The sequence below is a fragment of the Halapricum salinum genome (assembly GCF_004799665.1).
GTDB lineage: Archaea > Halobacteriota > Halobacteria > Halobacteriales > Haloarculaceae > Halapricum > Halapricum salinum.
The window spans coordinates 1,494,286-1,512,236 of sequence record NZ_CP031310.1 but is presented as its reverse complement, the minus strand read 5'-3'; the positions used below and the strand labels follow the sequence as shown (position 1 = coordinate 1,512,236).

Genomic DNA, 17,951 nt, shown 5'->3' with positions numbered 1-17,951 from the left:
AACGCCCGGCAGAAGACGAAATAGAAAAATCGAGTTCTAGCCGTGGATGCCCATCGCCTCGATCTGCTCCTGATACCGGTTCCGAATAGTGACCTCAGTCACCTGCGCGACGTCGGCGACTTCCCGCTGGGTCTTCTTCTCGTTGCAGAGCAACGAGGCGGCGTAGATCGCGGCAGCCGCATAGCCAGTCGGCGATTTACCGGAGAGCAGGCCCTGCTCGGCCGTCTCTTCGATGATCTCGTTGGCCTTGGTCTGGACTTCCTCGGAGAGCTGGAGTTCAGAACAGAACCGCGGGACGTACTTTTTGGGATCGACCGGCTCCATCTCCAGGCCGAGTTCCTGAGAGATATACCGGTACGTACGGCCGATCTCCTTGCGCTCGACCCGGGAGACGTCCGAGATCTCTTCGAGACTGCGCGGAATCCCCTCTTTTCGACAGGCGGCGTAGAGCGCGGCCGTAGCCACACCCTCGATGGAACGCCCGCGAATGAGGTCGTCGTCGAGCGCCCGCCGATAGATCACCGACGCGACCTCCCGGACCGAGCGTGGCACCCCGAGCGCCGAGGCCATGCGATCGATCTCGCTGAGGGCGAACTGGAGGTTGCGCTCGCCCGCGTCCTTGGTCCGGATTCGCTCTTGCCACTTGCGCAGACGGTGCATCTGACTGCGCTTTTTCGAGGAGATCGAACGTCCGTAGGCGTCCTTGTCCTTCCAGTCGATCGTCGTGGTCAGCCCCTTGTCGTGCATCGTCTGCGTGGTGGGTGCACCCACGCGGGACTTCTGCTGGCGTTCCTGATGGTTGAACGCGCGCCACTCCGGTCCGGGATCGATGTTGCCTTCCTCGACGACCAGACCACAGTCGTCACAGATGAGTTCGCCACGGTCGGCGTCCTTTACGAGATTGTCGGAACCACACTCTGGGCAATCGTGTATTTCGTCCTCCTCCTGATCGGTTTCCGTCTGAGACTCACGCTCGCGCTCCCGCTGGCGGGTGGACCGTGTCATCGCACTTATATAGTAGTAGATTTGTTTGTATTAAATCCTTCGCCGGTTTCGGGTTGTGACCCCGGAACAGGGACAGGATGTATCAACCGTCGATATCGGAAGGTGTAAGCGCCCTGAAGCGCGATTCCCGTTCGAATGCCGGTCATCGAATGTGACGAATCGATCGCGCGCGAGCGACTGGAAGCCGCTGGAGTGGCCATCGAACCGGGCAATACCGACCACGAGCGCTGGCGCGCGCACCACGCTGGAGCGACCGCCGTGGCCTACGAGGGGAAGGTCGTGATGCAGGGCGAAGATCCAGAACGCCTCGCTGCGATCCTGCGCGAGGGCGGCGGCCGTGCGCACGTCTACTTCGACGGTGCCTCACGAGGGAATCCCGGTCCCGCGGCCGTCGGCTGGGTGATCCTGACCGGCGACGGCATCGTCAGCGAAGGCGGCAAGACTATCGGGGAAACGACCAACAACCGCGCCGAATACGAGGGACTGATCCACGCGTTAGAGGTCGCCGCCGACTACGGCTTCGAGGAAGTCCAGGTCCGCAGCGACTCCGAACTCGTCGTCAAGCAGATCCGCGGCGAGTGGGACGCCAACGACCCGGGGATGCGCGAGCGTCGGGTCCAGGCACACGAACTCCTTCGGCAGTTCGACTCGTGGTCGATCGAGCACGTCCCGAGAGAGCTAAACGAACGCGCCGACGAACTGGCGAACGAGGCACTGGACGATGACTGATTCGGTGAGTGAACTCCCGGCCGACGTAATCGAGGAGGCCGAACGACTGACCCGTCTCGCGCGCCGGGCCGTCGACGGAAAAGAGGCGGCCGCCTATCGGACCGAGCGAGACGAGATGCTGACCGAGTACGGCTACACGGCGCGGATCCGTGAAGACGACGACACGCTCGTCTGCTATCCCGAGGAGTGGGTCGACGACGAGGGAACTGTCTACCCGAGTGAGATCGAGAACGTCGACCGCGGCGTCGAGCGCTCGCTGTCGGGCCCGGGCGGGGGCGACGACTGGGACGCCATAGAGGAACACAACCGCGAGATCGCCGAGGCTGTTGCGGACGACCACAGCGATCCACACGGCGAGACGGCCCACGCACTGGCTGATTTCGCGGGCAATCACTACGCGAAACCGATCGGCGACCTCACCGAGAGTGAACTCGCGGAGTTTCGCGAGGAGTATCTCCCGCGAAACGGCTGGCCGAATGACGAGCAACTGGAAGTCCTGTCGCTGTCGGTCGAATACGCGCTCGAAAAAGCAGACGGTGACCGCCTGCAGTAGTTTGGGGGTGGCGCCGCTTCTTAGTGATTATTGTAGCGATTTACCGGTACGACCGCCCACAATCGGGCGGTCGATCCGGAACAGACCTACAATAATCACTATCAGTTGCCGTCGAAGTGGTTAGTTGACGGCGTCGATCAGGTCACGGAGATCGCTCGCGCGGTCGTCGTCGGTGACGATCTTCGAGAACTCCCAGTGAAGCTGGTCGAGAACGGCCTCGTAACCCTCGTCAGTCAGAGCGTACTGGTTGGTCCGCTTGTCGAGTTCGCTCTTCTCGACGAGGTCCATCTCGACGAGGTCGTCGAGGTTGGGGTACAGTCGCCCGTGATTGACCTCCGAATCGTAGTACGACTCGAGTTCTCGCTTGATAGCGAGCCCGTAGCGAGGTTCCTCGGCGAGGATAACGAGGATATTTTGCTGGAACGCGGTAAGTTCGCGCGCGATACCCGGATTCTCCGTGACGGTTTGTGCCTCTGACATGGTTAGCTAAATGTCATCACGCTATTTAACGCTTGTTAACTCTACCGAAATCTCGGTCGTATTCGCACTACTGAAGCCGAACCACGTCCGATTCGTCGTATCGAATTCGTTGTTAATACCTGCTGTGGTAATCATGGTAATCGGATTCAGTTACACGTCGTCGCCTGCTCGGTCGTCGGTTGGCGTTGGACCTGCTGTCGAAAGGACTTTTTGGCCGCTACTCACACTCACGGGTGATGACGAACCTCTGGGAAGACTTGGAAACCGGCCCTAATCCGCCCGAAGAGATCTACGCGGTCGTCGAGTGCCTGAAAGGCGAGCGCAACAAGTACGAGTACGACAAGGACGTTCCCGGAGTCGTGCTCGACCGCGTGCTGCACAGCAACGTCCACTACCCCAGCGACTACGGGTTCATCCCGCAGAGCTACTACGACGACGAGGACCCCTTCGACGTCCTCGTGCTGGTCGAAGACCAGACGTTCCCCGGCTGTATCATCGAGGCCCGACCCGTGGCCCTGATGAAGATGGACGACGACGGCGAGCAGGACGACAAGGTCATCGCCGTCCCCACCGAGGACCCCCGCTACGACCACATCGAGGACCTCGAAGACATCCCACAGCAGCAACTCGACGAGATCGACGAGTTCTTCGCGACCTACAAGAACCTCGAGGAAGGCAAGGAAGTCGAGACGCTGGGCTGGGAGGACAAGCAGGCCGCGATGGACGCCATCGAGCACGCCCAGGACCTCTACGACGAGCACTTCAACTGAGCGGGCGGGCTGCGGTTCGCCTCCCGCGTTCGAGACTCACTCGAACAGCCGACAGATTATTCACTAACTTATATTTATATACTTATAAATCCTGTACTATAGGAGATGAACACGACGCAGGGCACGGACGGCGAGCGGGGCAGTGGGTACGAGGCGACGAGGCGGGCGTTTCTCGCAGCGACGGGGACGGTCACACTCGGCGGCCTGGCCGGCTGTAGCGCGCTCGAGGACCTGGTAGACAGCGCCAGCGAAGAGGCCATCGAGAACAGGACTGCCTCGCCGGCTGGCTTCTATATCGGTGACACCAGCGGTACCGAAACGGCGTACGCCAGCGGCCCAGTCGACGTTCGCTTCGTCCCGCCGAGCCTGCGGGCCGAGGATCGACGCATCGACATCGAGGGATGGAGTACCACCACGACCACGAAGGCCCAGGACTACAACTCCTCGCGCTCGAACAAACCACGGTCGATCTGGGTGCCCGACCCCAACGACGGGGATTCCGACGCCGACGGTATCGACGACCTAGTCGAGGTGCTAGATATCGAACGGGGACTGTTAATCTACGCCGACGCCACCATCACGACCATCGAGCGTCGGTCGAGCGACGACGCGACGCGAATGCTGGGCTCGTTCATCGACGGGACGACTCGAGTCCGGGAAACACTCGAAGACTGTCCCTCGGATGTCTGTGGCTCTGTCCAGGAGCACGCCAGCGCACGCAAACGTCTCGCCGAGGAGGCCAGCGAGGCCGTGGAGGCGGGCGAGTGGGACCGCGCGCGGCGATCGATGCAAGAGGCTCGCCGCATCGTCCAGGGCGATATCGAGGACATCAGCGACGATCTCGACAGCGACGGCGACGGAATCTCCGACGGCACCGAGGAGTTGTACGACTACCTCGGCGGGGAGCCGACCATCGGTGAGCACTTCGTCGTCACGCTCCCGGACGCCCAGGTCCGTGGCGGCGGCCTCGAACTGGTCGACGAACTGACGCCACAGCGCGTCCTCGAGTACTTCCTGGGCGAACGAGACGCCGAGGGTTGTGCGCAGACGGATCGCGCTGCCGTCGTCCACCGGGACCTGGCCTGCCGGAACCTCCTCGAGCCGACGCTCGAACTCCAGGACGGCTTCGACCTCAGCCGGCCCAACGACATCGACAAGAACGACATCCGCCGCGGCGTCACCGCCTTCGGAACCTCGGGCGGTGTCGTCGTCACCGGGGCGACACCGGAGGCCGACCGCACGGTGCCGATGGCGCGGGTCTCGGGCCAATCGAGTGGGGGAGATGAGTGTTGCTTCGATTATAATAATTCCTGGGGCGAGGAGACCGACTCCGGGGAGGCGACCGTCTCGGCGGTGTTCGTCGTTCCCGTCACGGCGACGCCGCCGGACAGCCCCAGGCCGATGCCCGCGCTGTTTCACGTGCGGCGGATCCGTCACGACGACCAGCTGCTGTTCGTCGGCGGCTGGCAGATCGACGACGGCGCGCTCTACGAGAACAGCGCGACGCTGTTGACCGCCGCCGGCCCGAACCACGTCGCACCAGTGACCCACTCCGTCAACGAGGACGGGAGTGTCGAGATCGAGTATCAGGATGGCGACGACATAATCCTCCGAAAACGCCCCGGCCGGACGAAGTACGGAAACATCACGCTCAGCAAGGCGTACGACCCCGAGGACGATTACCTCCCCGCGGGTGCCTACTCGGTGTGTCGTGACGGCGGGGAAGTCTGGTGCTGGGGCGTCCAGTCCCGGGAGGCGCTCGCCAAACACGACACCGGCGGCTGTCCCGGAACGGACAGTGACGCCCCCGCGTGGACGGTCTCGTCGACGCTCGACGCGCCAATCGTCCACCTCGTCGGGGCGGCCGAAGCGTCGAACGACGTGAAGTTCAAAGCGGGCGCGGAACTCTCGAAGGCCGTCAATTAGGGCGTCCGTGGCGGCCGTATGTCTCGGAGACATTGTCGCTCGCCTGCCCATAAATTATGCGCATGAGTAATTATATGAGTGTTCGGGCCCTGGTTTCGACTGCAATGGCAACCAGACGCCCCTCCGCCGGCATGGACCACCCGACCGTCGTCCCCGAACAGCGCGAGGCGATGGGAGTCGACCACCTCACAGTCGTGCCGGAGAATTTCGAGTCGTCGGACGACGACGCGTAGCCACGCTCCTCGCGATCAGTAGAATTGCCGCTTTCTGGGACGCACTCACGAAAAGAAGCTTCTTGTGCCCGACGCTGGTATCGGGAAGTATGGGACTATTCGATCGGCTCAAGGGCGACGACGGCCCCCGCGTCGCCTTCTTCGGGATCGACGGGGTGCCGTACAGTCTGCTCGCCGAGCACACCGACGAGTTTCCGAACCTCGCCGCGCTGGCCGAGGATGGCAGCGCCGGCGCGATCGACAGCATCGTGCCACCGGAATCCTCGGCCTGCTGGCCCTCTCTCACGACCGGCGTCAACCCCGGCGAGACTGGTGTCTACGGTTTCCAGGACCGCGAAGTCGGATCGTACGACACCTACGTCCCGATGGGCCGGGACGTCCAGGCGACCCGGCTGTGGGACCGCGTCGAGGACGAAGACCGGAAGGCCACAGTGCTGAACGTGCCCGTGACCTTCCCGCCCCAGCGCGACGTCCAGCGGATGGTTTCGGGCTTTCTCTCGCCCGGTGTCGACAAGGCGGCCTACCCCGACGACCTCCGGGAGTACCTCGAAAACAACGATTATCGGATCGACGTCAACGCCAAACTGGGCCACGACGACGACAAGAGCGAGTTCATCGAGGACGCCCACGAGACGCTGGACAAACGGTTCGAGACGTTCAAGCACTACGTGCAGGAAGACGACTGGGATCTCTTCTTCGGAGTCTTCATGACGACCGACCGGGTCAACCACTTCCTGTTCAAACACTACGAGCAGGACGGCGAGTACAAAGAGGAGTTCTTCGAGTTCTACCGGACGGTCGACGACTACCTCGGCCAGTTGCGCGAGATGCTGCCAGACGACGTGACCATGATGGTGGCGTCAGATCACGGCTTTACCTCCCTGGAGTACGAGGTCCACTTCAACGAGTGGCTCCAGCAGGAAGGCTGGCTCTCCTACGAGGACGACGATCACAGCGAATTAGGCGACATCGCCGAGGAGACCACCGCCTACTCGCTGATCCCCGGACGCTTTTACATCAACCTCGAAGGCCGCGAACCCCGCGGGAGCGTCCCACAGGAGGAGTACGGGGAGGTCCGGGACGAGCTCAAGGCCGAACTCGAACGCCTCGAAGGACCGGACGGAAACGCGGTGGCCGACCGCGTCGTCACCAAGGAGGAAGCGTTCCGCGGAGACCACGACGACATCGCGCCAGACCTCGTCGTGATTCCGAACCACGGCTTCGATCTCAAGGCCGGCTTCAAGGGCGGCAGCGACGTCTTCGGCGTCGGCCCGCGCAACGGGATGCACAGTTTCGACAACGCGACGCTGTTCGTCGACGACCCGAACGTTCGCATCGAGGACGCCGATCTGTTCGACATCGCGCCGACGGTCCTCGATCTGATGGACGTCGAGTACGACCGGGCCGACTTCGACGGTCGGAGTCTCGTCTAGGCGCCCACGGAGCAGGATTCTCGCGACGCCCGAACCCCGATCGGCGGGGTGGGTGTATTTATGCTTTGACCGACGAATGGGGAACGATGGCGGACGTTTCACTGGATCTCGACCCGGCGATGATCGACAACATGCGCCGCGAGGCCGACGAGCACGGGTTCGACGATCTCGACGGCTACGTCGACTGGCTCCTCCAGCACCGAGACACCGTGCTCAACGAACACGACGTCTGGAACGCCCCACCGGGCGGGGTCGCCGATCCCGACGCCGACCTGAGCCAATCCTCCGGTCCCTCGATCGACCCTGACCTCGCCGGGGACAGCGGTCCCTCCCTGGAGTCAGACGCCGAGGAGTCCACCGAAGACGACCTCGAAGAAGACGTCGACCTCCCCGAGGAAGAAGACAGCGCCGACGACGACGACGTCGCCGCCGCGCTCGAAGAGATCGAACTCGAAGACGACGAGGACTAGAACAGGTCGTCGAGTTCCTCGTTGTCGAAGGCCTCGTTCGGGTTCGGACTGGGCTCGTTCGCCTGTTTGTGGGCCTCCCGGGCCCGGTCGAGGAACTCGTCGATCCGGTGTGAACGCTCGACGCCGCCGAGCAGGATCAGCGCCGCCAGCCGTTCCGTGTCCAGCGGGAAGTCCCCGCCGCGGACTTCGAGACTGCCGGTCTCGTCTTCGACCCAGCTGCGAGCGCGTTCGACGCCCTTGCGAGAGATTCGGTCGGGGTCGCCAGCGATCACCAGCAGCGCGGTGTCGGCATCGACGGCGTTTGGCAGGCTCGTCCCGGCCAGCAGGGCGTTGCGGGTCGCGCTCGTGATGTTGTTGACGTTGTCGGCGCTGTCCTCGGCCGCGGCCACGGAGGCGTACCCGATGGAGGCGATGCCACCCGGTCGGAGGGTGTTGATGACCTCGCTGGAGTCGACGACGCTCTCGGCGACGCCGTCGATGACCTCGCCTGCTGCCAGTAACAAGCCGACGCGCTGGGCGATGTTCTGGTTGATCGTGTCGAAGCCCTCCTCGACGCTCTCGTCGGTGGCGTGCCAGGCGTCGTTATCGATGAGGATCGTCGAGTCAGCCTCGCGGACGACGGTCTTGAGCGAGCGGCCGGCGTTGGCCTGGTAGATCGATCCCTCGTTGCGCCCGGGGAGCACACCCAGGACGTAGACGGGAATGTCGTAGATCCGGTTGAGTTCGCGCGCGAGCATGGGCGCGCCGCCCGACCCGGTGCCGCCGCCGAGGCCGGCGACGATTACGAGCCCCTCGGCCTTGGAGGTGATCCGGCCGTCGAGTTCGTTCATGACCTCGGTGGCCTCCTCTTCCATGATCTGTGCGCCGAGTTCGTTGTCGCCGCCGACGCCGTGACCTTTGACCCGGTCGCGGCCGATCAACAGCGTGTCGATGTCCAGAGCCTGCAAGTCGGCTTCGGCGGTGTTTACCGCCAGCGCCCCCTGGACAGCGTCGAACCCCATCTCGTAGTCGTACTCCGCGAGGGCCTGGGTGATCTTGCCGCCGGCTTGACCAACCCCGATCAGGACGACTTTCATATGCAATGGGTCGGCATACCGCGTAATCAACGTTTGGACATTTTATCGGGTGGCGGCGGCAATTCCCGCGGAAAGTACCACCCACTTGTACCCCCACCCCTAACCAGAAGGTATGTTGACCGGACGCTTCCCCGACGCCGGCGAGCGCGACCCCGAGGCGCTGCTGGCAGCCTACCAGGACGTACTGCAGACGGTGATCGACGACCACGGCGTCGAAGCTGTTCTCGCCGAGACCGGACTCGACGAACCGACAGTCGAATCGCTCGCGAACGGCGACGCCGGCGAGGTCACGCTGGAGGACGCCGCCGCCGTCCTCGCGCTCTCGGCGGAGTATCCCGACGCCGACGCGGTCGTCGCCGAAGCCCGGGACATCCTCCTGATGGGAATGACCACCGCGGTCATGGACGTCGATAGCGTCGCGGCCGAACTCGGCGGCGACCTCGAACCCAAGGAGATCCAGCAGAAAGTCGAGGGGCGCTACCCGATCACGCTGGGCGAGTACGCCCGCATCCACCACTTGCTGGAGTCGAAATGACCCGCGTCGCCATCCTCGGATGTGGCTACATCGGCCTCGAACTGGCCCGCCAACTCCAGCCCGCTCACGACGTGGTCGGCGTCCGCCGCTCGCAAGCGGGGCTCGAAGCCATCGAAGCGACTGGCGCAACAGCGGTCGAGGCCGACGTGACCGACTCCGAGACCCTCGAAGCCGTCCCCGATTCCGACTGGGTGGTCTTCGCGGCCTCCAGCGGGGGTCGGGCTGCCGAGGCCGCCCGCGAGGTCTACGTCGACGGCCTCCGGGAGACGATCGATCACTTCTGCGCCCGGTCGACCGTCCCCGACCGGATCGTCTACACGTCCTCGACAGGGGTCTACGGCGACCACGACGGCGCGTGGGTCGACGAGGGGACACCGATCGAACCGACCACTGAGAAGACCGAAGTGCTCGCCGAGGCCGAGGCGATCGCGACCGAGCGCCCGATCGACGACACCGACGGGACAGTCGCCCGGTTCGCCGGCCTGTACGGCCCAGAGCGCTACCGGCTCTCGCGGTACGTCGAGGGACCCGTCACGGAGGGCTATCTGAACATGATTCACCAGGCTGACGCCGCCGGCGCGGTGCGCTTCCTGCTGGAAGCAGACGAGGCGCGCCGCGAGGTGGTCAACGTCGTCGACGACGAACCAGTCAGCAAGTGGGATTTTGCGGACTGGCTGGCGAGTGAGTGCGGCGAGCCCGAGCCACCGAAACAGACCAAAGAAGAGCGCCTCGACGACCCCGAGCTCTCGGAGGCGGGCAGGCGTCGGATCCAGACGAGCAAGCGGGTCAGCAACGACAAACTGCGAAGCCTGGGCTACGAGTTCGCATATCCGACGTATCGCGAGGGGTATCGCGACGCCATCGAGCAGTATCGCAACGCCTAGACGCCCCACCCGTTTTTTAGTCACACAGTTCACACGTAGTGGCATGCAATCGGTGTTGGTCGTCGGCGGGACGCGATTCATCGGCCGGGCGACGGTCGCCGAATTCCGCGAGCACGGCTACGATGTGACGCTCTGTAATCGTGGCCACCACCCCAATCCCTTCGGCGGTGACGACGCGGTCGAGCTGGTCGAGGCCGACCGGCGCGAGGACGAGCAGTTGCGGGCCGCCGCCGAGGCGGTCGAGCCGGACGTCGTCGTGGACCTGGTCGCCTACCACCCTCGCGACGTCCGGGTCGCGACGGACATCTTCGCCGACAGCGAGGCGTACGTCTTCGTCTCCAGCGGGGCAGCTTACGCCGCGGACGAGATCCCCAAGCGCGAGGGTGAGACGCCGCTGAAATCCTGTAGTGAATCCGAAGCGGTCGACGACTCCCACGAGACATACGGCAAGCGCAAGGCCGAGGGTGATCGTGCCGTCTTCGCCGCGGCCGATGAGGGCGTCCGGGCGATGAGTGTCCGACCGACGATCGTCTACGGCCCCCACGACTACACCGAACGACTGGACTACTGGCTCGCCCGCGTCGACAGCCACGGCGCGGTCGTCGTCCCCGGCGACGGCGGGTCGCTCCACCAGCTCGCCTACGTCGAGGACGTCGCCAGTGCGCTCCGAGTCGTCGCCGAGCGCGGGACTGCAGGCGAAGCCTACAACGTCGGCGACAGGGACGCCCAGCCGCTCGGCGATCTGCTCGATCTGCTCGCGGCGGCCTGCGAGACCGACGTGCGACAGGCCTACGCCAGCGAGCGCGAACTCAGCCCCGATCTCGAACCCGACGACTTCCCGCTGTACCGCGACCGGCCACACCTGCTGGCGACCGAGAAGCTCCACGCACTGGGCTGGGAGGCGACACCGCACCGCGAGGCGCTCGAACCCACAGTCAGAGAGCATCGCGAGAGCGATCGGGACGGGAGCGACCGCGGCCCGCGCCGGGACGTCGAAGCGGACATCCTCGATCGACTGCGGTGAGCGACGGTTAGTCGTCAGCGCCCTGGGAGGCGTGTGTGGGTGCCGACTCCCCGTTCAGACGGCGACGCTCGACGGCGGCGACTATCCAGCCGGCCAGCACGACACAGACGTACGCCAGACAGACGCCGGCGACGACGTCGGTCAGCCAGTGGATCCCGAGGACCATCGTCGAGAGGACGATCGCGCCGGCACAGATCGCCGCAATCGCGAACCAGCGCGGCTGGTTCTCGCGGGTCCGCCAGGCGAACACGAGGACGACGACCGACAGCGACGTGTGCAGCGACGGAAAGACGTTGGTGTTGGCAGAGACGGCCGTGGTCAGCTGTCGGACCTGCGGATAGAGGTCGTACAACAGGCCGTCGACGCGGTTCGCGATGTGGAGCCGCGGCCCGTAAGCGACGAACAGCGTGTACAGGGACATTCCGATGACGTCGTTGAGCGCGTACGCGACGAGCAGCTCTTTCAGCGAGCGCGTCGTCGACGCGAGCGCGTAGAGAACGACCGGAACCACGAGGAGGTAGGTGAACCCGAACACGTAGAAGGCCGCGAACACCGGGACGAGCGCGTCTGGAGTGAGCGCCTGCAGGTGCGCGACGAAGAATCCCTCGACCGCGAATAGCGTGTCCGTGATGTTCCGGCCGACCTCGTGGGACAGCTGGACGCTCTCGTCGTGGACGAACCGTCGAAACAGCAACACCAGCGCCACGAGACCGAGATACGGTGCCGCATCGAACAGCGCCTCGTCGAGCGTTCGACGTGCCTGCCGGAGCGAACGACGATCGAAACAGACCGGGATCGTCGACACGACACCGGCGAAGACGACGAGGCCGACGACGGCGCTCACCGACAGCAGCGACATCGCTCCCCCCTCACCTGGCCAGGCGCGGCGAACACCGTCGAGAAGACACCCTGAACGTGCGCCGATCCCATGGTAAACGAACAGTGGAGAGACGAACCCACAAAAGGCCCACCAGAGTTTCCGTCTCTGAAACAGTCCCCACCGGAACTCGAAGAGACGGCGATCGCTGATAGATTCGACATACCCATTCCAAAACTGAAAGCAGACGATTATAATAAAATATATTACAGGACAGTGTCGAGAACAGAGCGACCACGATGCGCGATTCGCTCGCGGCCGGATCGGGACGGCAAACCGTTATACTCCCGCCGAGTCCATACCCAGACATGTTTCAGAAGTCGACCTGGATTCGACTGCCGCGGAACGTCCTCGTCGGCCACGGCGTGCTCGGCCAGACCGTCGAAGCCGTCGAGGAACTCCACCTCGCGGGCCGGCCGCTCGTCGTGACGAGTCCCACACCAAAAGAAGTCGCCGGCGAGCGTGTCACCGAGCTGTTCGCCGACGCTGGCCGTGACCCGGCGACAGTCGTCGTCGAGGAGGCCAGTTTCAGCGAGGTCGAACGCGTCATCGAGGCCGCCGCCGACGCCGAAGCCGGGTTCCTGGTCGGCGTCGGTGGTGGCAAGGCCATCGACATTGCGAAGATGGCCGCCGACCACCGCGACCAGGGGTTCGTCTCCGTGCCGACGGCGGCGAGTCACGACGGGATTGTCTCCGGGCGTGGGTCGGTCCCCGAGAAAGACACCCGCCACAGCGTCGCGGCCGAGCCGCCACTGGCGGTCGTCGCCGACACCGAAATTCTGGCCGACGCCCCCTGGCGGCTCACCACCGCGGGCTGTGCGGACATCATCTCGAACTACACCGCCGTCCGGGACTGGGATCTCGCACATCGCCTCCAGAACGTCGAGTATTCGGAGTACTCCGCCGCACTAGCGCGGATGACCGCCGAGATGCTCGTCGAGAACGCCGACTCGATCAAGCCCGGCCTCGAAGAGTCGGCCTGGATCGTCGTCAAGGCGCTGGTCTCCTCTGGTGTGGCGATGTCGATCGCCGGCTCCTCGCGACCCGCCTCGGGCGCGGAACACCTCTTCAGCCACCAGCTCGACCGGCTCGTCCCCGGCGCGGCCCTGCACGGCCACCAGGTCGGCGTCGGCTCGATCATCGCCGCGTACCTGCAGGACGGCGAGAACGGCATGTGGCGCAACATCCGCGACGCCCTCGACCGGATCGGCGCGCCGACGACCGCCGAGGGATTAGGGATCGACGACGAGACCGTGATCGAGGCGCTGACCAGTGCCCACGAGATCCGTGATCGCTACACTATCCTCGGAAACGGCATGAGCGAGGAGGCCGCGCGGGAAGCAGCCCACGTGACCGGCGTGATCTGAGAGCGCCGCCGTGACTCGTGCGTGCGCTGCTCACTGCTAGATTATCTCGCTCGCCAGCGTCTCTCTACTCGTTATGTCGACCCAGACACAGTACCCGGAGACCGAACAGACCCTCGTCGCGACCGTCACCACAGAGACAGTCCCCGGCCGAGAGATCACCGAGGTCCTGGGGATCGCGCGCGGCAACACCGTCAGAGCCCGCAACGTCGGCCGTGACATCACCCAGGGGTTCCGTAATCTCGCTGGCGGCGAACTCAAAGCGTACTCGACGCTGCTCGCGACGGCCCGTGACGACGCCATCGCCCGGATGGAAGCCAACGCCGTCGAGATGGGGGCCGACGCTGTCGTCAACGTCCGGCTGGAGACGTCCGAAGTGACGAAAGGAGCCTCCGAAGTGATCGCCTACGGGACCGCAGTCAGACTCGACTGATCGACTATAGTAACAATTGAAACGATTTACACACCGATCGCACTGTTGTCGTGCGATCGTGTGTGCATTGATTTTCAATGGCTACTATAGGAGAAGGTCAGCGAACATCGACGACTTCGATCTCGAAAACCAGTGTTTTGCCCGCGAGTTCGTGATTGAAATCGACCTCCACGCTATCCTCGGTGACGGCCGTCACGTCACCGTGCAAGCCGTTCTGGGCGTGGACGTGCAGCCCGACTGCAGGCTCCTGTCCAACCATTCCTTCGAAGGTATCAGGATCGTACTCCCGGACTCGATCGGGGTCGTGCTCGCCGTATGCTCTCTCTGGTGTGACCTCGACCGTCGCTTCCTCGCCATCTCTCATACCCACAAGGGAATTATCTAGTCCCTCGATGATATCGCCCGCACCGACGGTAAAAGAGAGTGCGGGGTAGTCGCCGGGGCCGGCGTCCTGGGCGTCGTCGAGGCCGTGTTCGAGGGCAACTTCGTAGCGCGAGGTGTCGAAGATAGAACCGTCCTCGAAACGGCCGACGTACTCGATGGTGACGGTGTCACCGGGTTCGATCGGCATGCCCGACTGTGGGGCAGGCAGGGGCTTAAATCCGCACGGTCGTTTCCACTGTGAAGGATTCGGTCCCTGAACCTCGTTCGAGACGCTCTGTCGAACTTTCGCCTTCGAAGGACACTATATCGCGAGTGAGTGAGTTACACTGTACCAAACTGTGATGTGCTTCGGCGATCCACAGTCCGGCATGGACGACGCCTACATCGTCGACGCGGTCCGGACGCCCTTCGGCAAGCGCGGTGGCTCGTTCCGGGACACCCACCCGCAGGATCTGGCGGCCGAGCCGTTGCGTGCGCTCGAACGCCGAAACGACTTCGACGGCGCCACCGACATCGAGGACGTAATATTGGGATGTGTCACCCCAGTCGACGAACAGGGATCGAACGTCGGTCGGATCGCACCGATGGTCGCAGGGTGGGGCGATTCCGTCCCCGGAGTGCAACTTAACCGGATGTGCGGCTCCGGCCAGCAGGCTGTGAATTTCGCGGCCGGGCAGATCCGGGGCGGGATGGCCGACGTACTCGTCGCGGGCGGCGTCGAGCATATGACGCGCGTGCCGATGGGCAGTGACGCTCCCGGGAGCAGTTACGGCGAGCGATCGGTCGTCACCGACACCTACTTCGAGCACGTCGAAGAGTTGACGACCCAGGGCGAAGGGGCCGAACGGATGGCCGAGCAGTGGGACCTCTCTCGCCGGGAACTTGACGAGATCGCCGTCGACTCCCAGCGCCGCTGGGGCGAGGCTGTCGAGGACGGTGCCTACAACGAACAGATCGTCCCCGTCGAGACGAGACTCGATGGGGAGGCGGTCGTCGTGGAGGAGGACGGACATCCGCGACCGGAGACCACGGTCGACGCGCTGGGCGAGTTGCCACTGGCGTTCCGATCCGAGGGCGAGGGCGTCCTCCACGCTGGCAATTCGTCGGGGATCGTCGACGGTGCGGCCGCGCTACTGGTGGCTTCAGGCGCTGCGTGTGAGGAACACGGCTGGGACCCGCTGGCGAGAATCGTCGACACGCACGTCGTCGGCGTCGATCCGGTGACGATGCTGACGGGGCCGATTCCCGCTACTCGGGAACTGCTCGCAGCGACCGATCTCACGGTCGCGGATATAGATCGCTTCGAAGTCAACGAGGCGTTCGCGTCGGTCGTGGCGGCCTGGCTCGAAGAGACCGGTGCCGAGTGGGACCGGACCAACGTCTGGGGCGGCGCGATCGCCCACGGCCATCCGCTCGGGGCGACCGGTGCGGCACTCCTGGGGAAACTCCCCTACCAGCTCCGGGCGTGTGACGGGCGCTACGGAATCTCGACGATGTGTATCGGGTTCGGGCAGGGGATCGCGACGCTGATCGAACGGGTCTGAGCCGCGAACGTGAGGCACCGTTATCAGCGCGTCTCGGCGACGACGACACCGCCGCCGTCGGTTCGAAGCGTCACCGCAGACTGAACGTCCCTGGAGCCGATCACGAGCGCAGTCGTCCGATCGTCGAGCGTCTCGAATCTGGCGGGGACGCCATCGAGCGTGGTCGTTCCGTTCTCGACCGTGCCGTAGCTGTCGAGATAGTCGCGAGCGACGGTCGCGAACTCGGTGGCGTCTCCAGGGGTGTCCCAGCGCTGCACCCAGACGTAGCTGGTAGTGCCCTCACCGTCGGCCGGCCGAAGCGAGCGGACGGTGTCGTTGCCCCAGCCAGCCGCTGCAGCCACTGCACGGTCGGTCGAGACACCGTTGTCGAGGGCGTACCGCAGGTAGGCCTCACCTTTGCGGTCGCTGCCGGCGAGGACGTACTCGCTCCCAGTCTCGACCGTGACTGTCAGCGGGGCCGGCGGTTCGCTTCCGGGCGCAAGCCCGTGGAGGACCTGTTCGCTCGTCGTCGGCGGATGCTGATAGACGGATTCGATCGCAGCGGGGTCGTCGATCCGGGCGTCGACGTAGCGCGTTCCGAAGACGTATCGGCTGTTGCCGTACGCGGTCAGGCTCCCGTTCGGAGCAGCGGCCGCGATCCCGTCGTAGAGGGCGACGTTGCGCGGCCCCTCGGGGACGTAGCGTTCGAGCAGCGCGTCCGTCGTGAAGACGGCCGCGCCTTCGGTCGTCGCCCGCGCGGCGTAAGCTCCGTCTGTCGTCGTGTCAGTCCCGGCGTTGACGCTCTCGAAGCGGCCGTTCTGCAACTGGACGTAGTGGACGAACTCGTGGGCAGTCAACAGCCTGGTGACTCCCGATCCCATGCCGGGCGCGCTGTGCAGATAGACGTTGCCGACGCCGTCGACACGGCCCTCGGCGAGCCAGGACAGCGGCACGTCTCGCGAGCCGAGCGTGACGTTCGTGCCCGCGAGCGACGCGGATTCGAGACCGAGCGTATCCGACAGCGTCCGCCGGTCGACTCCCCTGCCGCGCGTCAGATTCGCCGGACCCTGGGCGACCACGGCTTCGGGGTCGGTGACGTTCGTCTCCAGGACTGCCTCGACGCGCTTGAACGTGCGGTCGGGATCGACCGCCAGGTCGCCGCCACGGACGGTGATCGCCGAATCGTCACCGTCGGACTCGGCGGTGCCGTCGCCATCGGACCCTTCACCCGAGTCGGTGTCGGAGCCATCGTCCGAGCCACCAGCAGGGTCCTCACCCGACTCACCGTCGTCAGTGATGTCGACGGCACTGCGGGCCTCCTCGGGGAGATCGATCGGTGCGTCACCGTACGCGAAGTCGATCGTCGAGACGATGGTTCGGTTGGTCGTCGTCCGTGACGTCTCGGTCGTCTGATCGAACGTCGCGTTGACGCGGTGGATCGTCCCTTCACGGTCGACCCAGTAGGTCACGCTCGCGTCGGTGAACGTCGTCCGGTTGCCGGTCTGGAACGTGGTGTCCAGCGACGTCGTGTTCAGATCGGCCTGCAGACGGCGGAGGGTCGCGTCGCCGCTCGTGGTCGCGCCGTCGACGGCGACGCTGGCGTTGGCCAGGGCCTTGCGGTACTGTGCGAGAATGTCGTACCGGTCGAGCAGCTGGGTCGCGTTCCCGGAGACGTCGGTTTCGATCCACTCGGAACCGTACTGGCGGGCGTGCTGCGGGCTCCGGGCGTAGTTCGTCTCGTCGACGAGATACCCATCGACGGTCGTGGTCTGTCCGCGGACCGTCTGTTCGAGCGAGCGGTGGTACTCGGTCGCCGGCCGGTCGATCACCAGTTCGTTCTGGAGGGCGATCGTCTGCTCGACGTTGTTCGCGCTGACGGCGATCGTCCCGTCGACCGTCGCCTCGTATCGCGAGACGTTCTGTGCGCTTTCGAGTGCTGTCGACTGGATCTCGCTGGCTGACGCGTCGACGGTCGGCGCGGTCGTCCCGGCGGGCGTCGACGCGTCGGTCGGCGTGGGCGTCATCTCGGGGCCGCCGGTGCAACCGGCGAGCGCGACGGCCGCGACGACGGCGACGACGAGCAGTGCGCGACGGAGAGTCATCGGCAGCGTACCTCCGTTCGGGTGGTCGAATCACGATTCATCTGGACGGACAGCGCGTTCCCCACGAACGCGCGTCTCCGGTTCAGGACGGCAACTTCCTCACCCATTGCACTCGGCAGTACGAAGTAGTGTACAAAAGACGCCCAGCCA

General features: G+C 64.7%; 19 protein-coding genes. 13 read left to right on the top strand and 6 right to left on the bottom strand.

Translation table 11 applies throughout. The features are described 5' to 3' along the window. Nucleotides 1–36: 36 nt before the first annotated feature. A complete protein-coding gene (locus tag DV733_RS07630) occupies nt 37–1,005 on the bottom strand; it encodes a transcription initiation factor IIB (RefSeq protein ID WP_049995264.1) in 969 nt (322 codons plus the stop codon). Between the two features lie 135 nt (nt 1,006–1,140). On the opposite strand from DV733_RS07630, the gene rnhA reads away from it, so the two are divergent. Both rnhA and DV733_RS07620 read left to right on the top strand, forming a co-directional pair. After that, complete coding sequence (gene rnhA, locus DV733_RS07625) at nt 1,141–1,734, top strand: ribonuclease HI (RefSeq protein ID WP_049995265.1); 594 nt, start codon at nt 1,141–1,143, stop codon at nt 1,732–1,734. Continuing rightward, on the top strand, nt 1,727–2,287 hold the full coding sequence (locus tag DV733_RS07620) for a DUF7108 domain-containing protein (protein WP_049995266.1): 561 nt from the start codon (nt 1,727–1,729) through the stop codon (nt 2,285–2,287). Before rnhA ends, DV733_RS07620 begins: the two co-directional genes overlap by 8 nt. A 120-nt stretch (nt 2,288–2,407) precedes the next feature. Here the strand turns inward: DV733_RS07620 and DV733_RS07615 are convergent, their stop codons facing one another. Then, nucleotides 2,408–2,767 (bottom strand): PadR family transcriptional regulator, encoded by a 360-nt coding sequence (locus tag DV733_RS07615; RefSeq protein WP_049995267.1) that lies wholly within the window; start codon nt 2,765–2,767, stop codon nt 2,408–2,410. A 236-nt stretch (nt 2,768–3,003) separates the two neighbouring features. Between DV733_RS07615 and DV733_RS07610 the strand changes: the two genes are divergently transcribed. The 5 genes from DV733_RS07610 (at nt 3,004) to DV733_RS07590 (ending at nt 7,599) form a co-directional block, all read left to right on the top strand. Then, the gene (locus DV733_RS07610; protein ID WP_049995268.1) at nt 3,004–3,537 is read left to right on the top strand and encodes an inorganic diphosphatase; all 534 of its coding nucleotides are present in this window, start codon (nt 3,004–3,006) and stop codon (nt 3,535–3,537) included. 105 nt (nt 3,538–3,642) lie between these two features. Further along, nucleotides 3,643–5,463: a DUF6517 family protein gene (locus DV733_RS07600; protein WP_049995269.1), complete on the top strand. Its 1,821-nt coding sequence runs from the start codon at nt 3,643–3,645 to the stop codon at nt 5,461–5,463. 104 nt (nt 5,464–5,567) lie between these two features. Then, nucleotides 5,568–5,696 (top strand): hypothetical protein, encoded by a 129-nt coding sequence (locus tag DV733_RS17655; RefSeq protein WP_257217577.1) that lies wholly within the window; start codon nt 5,568–5,570, stop codon nt 5,694–5,696. 89 nt (nt 5,697–5,785) lie between these two features. Next, nucleotides 5,786–7,129, top strand: a complete 1,344-nt coding sequence (locus DV733_RS07595) for an alkaline phosphatase family protein (protein WP_049995270.1) — start codon at nt 5,786–5,788, stop codon at nt 7,127–7,129. A gap of 86 nt (nt 7,130–7,215) precedes the next feature. Next, nucleotides 7,216–7,599 (top strand): hypothetical protein, encoded by a 384-nt coding sequence (locus DV733_RS07590; protein ID WP_049995271.1) that lies wholly within the window; start codon nt 7,216–7,218, stop codon nt 7,597–7,599. Here DV733_RS07590 and DV733_RS07585 read toward each other — a convergent pair. Beyond that, nucleotides 7,596–8,675: a tubulin/FtsZ family protein gene (locus tag DV733_RS07585; RefSeq protein WP_049995272.1), complete on the bottom strand. Its 1,080-nt coding sequence runs from the start codon at nt 8,673–8,675 to the stop codon at nt 7,596–7,598. The two genes, DV733_RS07590 and DV733_RS07585, sit on opposite strands and share 4 nt — an antisense overlap. A 112-nt stretch (nt 8,676–8,787) precedes the next feature. Between DV733_RS07585 and DV733_RS07580 the strand changes: the two genes are divergently transcribed. The 3 genes from DV733_RS07580 to DV733_RS07570 are packed head-to-tail and all read left to right on the top strand — an operon-like array spanning nt 8,788 to nt 11,118. Beyond that, entirely contained in the window at nt 8,788–9,210 is a 423-nt protein-coding gene (locus tag DV733_RS07580) for a DUF5791 family protein (protein ID WP_049995273.1), read from the top strand. Continuing rightward, complete coding sequence (locus DV733_RS07575) at nt 9,207–10,094, top strand: SDR family oxidoreductase (protein ID WP_049995274.1); 888 nt, start codon at nt 9,207–9,209, stop codon at nt 10,092–10,094. The genes DV733_RS07580 and DV733_RS07575 overlap by 4 nt, the downstream gene beginning before the upstream one ends. A 43-nt stretch (nt 10,095–10,137) precedes the next feature. Next, the gene (locus DV733_RS07570) at nt 10,138–11,118 is read left to right on the top strand and encodes an NAD-dependent epimerase/dehydratase family protein (RefSeq protein ID WP_049995275.1); all 981 of its coding nucleotides are present in this window, start codon (nt 10,138–10,140) and stop codon (nt 11,116–11,118) included. Nucleotides 11,119–11,125: 7 nt separating this feature from the next. Here DV733_RS07570 and DV733_RS07565 read toward each other — a convergent pair whose 3' ends face one another. Continuing rightward, nucleotides 11,126–11,977, bottom strand: a complete 852-nt coding sequence (locus tag DV733_RS07565) for a phosphatase PAP2 family protein (protein WP_049995276.1) — start codon at nt 11,975–11,977, stop codon at nt 11,126–11,128. Nucleotides 11,978–12,303: 326 nt separating this feature from the next. Between DV733_RS07565 and DV733_RS07560 the strand changes: the two genes are divergently transcribed. Continuing rightward, entirely contained in the window at nt 12,304–13,362 is a 1,059-nt protein-coding gene (locus DV733_RS07560; RefSeq protein WP_049995277.1) for an NAD(P)-dependent glycerol-1-phosphate dehydrogenase, read from the top strand. A gap of 73 nt (nt 13,363–13,435) precedes the next feature. After that, nucleotides 13,436–13,792, top strand: coding sequence for a YbjQ family protein (locus DV733_RS07555; RefSeq protein ID WP_049995278.1), 357 nt, complete (start codon nt 13,436–13,438; stop codon nt 13,790–13,792). Between the two features lie 97 nt (nt 13,793–13,889). Here DV733_RS07555 and DV733_RS07550 read toward each other — a convergent pair whose 3' ends face one another. Continuing rightward, nucleotides 13,890–14,363 (bottom strand): FKBP-type peptidyl-prolyl cis-trans isomerase, encoded by a 474-nt coding sequence (locus DV733_RS07550; protein ID WP_049995279.1) that lies wholly within the window; start codon nt 14,361–14,363, stop codon nt 13,890–13,892. 181 nt (nt 14,364–14,544) lie between these two features. On the opposite strand from DV733_RS07550, the gene DV733_RS07545 reads away from it, so the two are divergent. Beyond that, complete coding sequence (locus DV733_RS07545) at nt 14,545–15,720, top strand: thiolase family protein (protein ID WP_049995280.1); 1,176 nt, start codon at nt 14,545–14,547, stop codon at nt 15,718–15,720. 23 nt (nt 15,721–15,743) lie between these two features. Here DV733_RS07545 and DV733_RS07540 read toward each other — a convergent pair whose 3' ends face one another. Next, the gene (locus DV733_RS07540) at nt 15,744–17,801 is read right to left on the bottom strand and encodes a hypothetical protein (protein WP_049995281.1); all 2,058 of its coding nucleotides are present in this window, start codon (nt 17,799–17,801) and stop codon (nt 15,744–15,746) included. Nucleotides 17,802–17,951: the final 150 nt, after the last annotated feature.

Coding starts and splice junctions, on each gene's coding strand:
- DV733_RS07630 (WP_049995264.1), bottom strand. CDS start 1,005: ATGACACGGTCCACCCGCCAGCGGGAGCGCGAGCGTGAGTCTCAGACG.
- rnhA (WP_049995265.1), top strand. CDS start 1,141: ATGCCGGTCATCGAATGTGACGAATCGATCGCGCGCGAGCGACTGGAA.
- DV733_RS07620 (WP_049995266.1), top strand. CDS start 1,727: ATGACTGATTCGGTGAGTGAACTCCCGGCCGACGTAATCGAGGAGGCC.
- DV733_RS07615 (WP_049995267.1), bottom strand. CDS start 2,767: ATGTCAGAGGCACAAACCGTCACGGAGAATCCGGGTATCGCGCGCGAA.
- DV733_RS07610 (WP_049995268.1), top strand. CDS start 3,004: ATGACGAACCTCTGGGAAGACTTGGAAACCGGCCCTAATCCGCCCGAA.
- DV733_RS07600 (WP_049995269.1), top strand. CDS start 3,643: ATGAACACGACGCAGGGCACGGACGGCGAGCGGGGCAGTGGGTACGAG.
- DV733_RS17655 (WP_257217577.1), top strand. CDS start 5,568: ATGGCAACCAGACGCCCCTCCGCCGGCATGGACCACCCGACCGTCGTC.
- DV733_RS07595 (WP_049995270.1), top strand. CDS start 5,786: ATGGGACTATTCGATCGGCTCAAGGGCGACGACGGCCCCCGCGTCGCC.
- DV733_RS07590 (WP_049995271.1), top strand. CDS start 7,216: ATGGCGGACGTTTCACTGGATCTCGACCCGGCGATGATCGACAACATG.
- DV733_RS07585 (WP_049995272.1), bottom strand. CDS start 8,675: ATGAAAGTCGTCCTGATCGGGGTTGGTCAAGCCGGCGGCAAGATCACC.
- DV733_RS07580 (WP_049995273.1), top strand. CDS start 8,788: ATGTTGACCGGACGCTTCCCCGACGCCGGCGAGCGCGACCCCGAGGCG.
- DV733_RS07575 (WP_049995274.1), top strand. CDS start 9,207: ATGACCCGCGTCGCCATCCTCGGATGTGGCTACATCGGCCTCGAACTG.
- DV733_RS07570 (WP_049995275.1), top strand. CDS start 10,138: ATGCAATCGGTGTTGGTCGTCGGCGGGACGCGATTCATCGGCCGGGCG.
- DV733_RS07565 (WP_049995276.1), bottom strand. CDS start 11,977: ATGTCGCTGCTGTCGGTGAGCGCCGTCGTCGGCCTCGTCGTCTTCGCC.
- DV733_RS07560 (WP_049995277.1), top strand. CDS start 12,304: ATGTTTCAGAAGTCGACCTGGATTCGACTGCCGCGGAACGTCCTCGTC.
- DV733_RS07555 (WP_049995278.1), top strand. CDS start 13,436: ATGTCGACCCAGACACAGTACCCGGAGACCGAACAGACCCTCGTCGCG.
- DV733_RS07550 (WP_049995279.1), bottom strand. CDS start 14,363: ATGCCGATCGAACCCGGTGACACCGTCACCATCGAGTACGTCGGCCGT.
- DV733_RS07545 (WP_049995280.1), top strand. CDS start 14,545: ATGGACGACGCCTACATCGTCGACGCGGTCCGGACGCCCTTCGGCAAG.
- DV733_RS07540 (WP_049995281.1), bottom strand. CDS start 17,801: ATGACTCTCCGTCGCGCACTGCTCGTCGTCGCCGTCGTCGCGGCCGTC.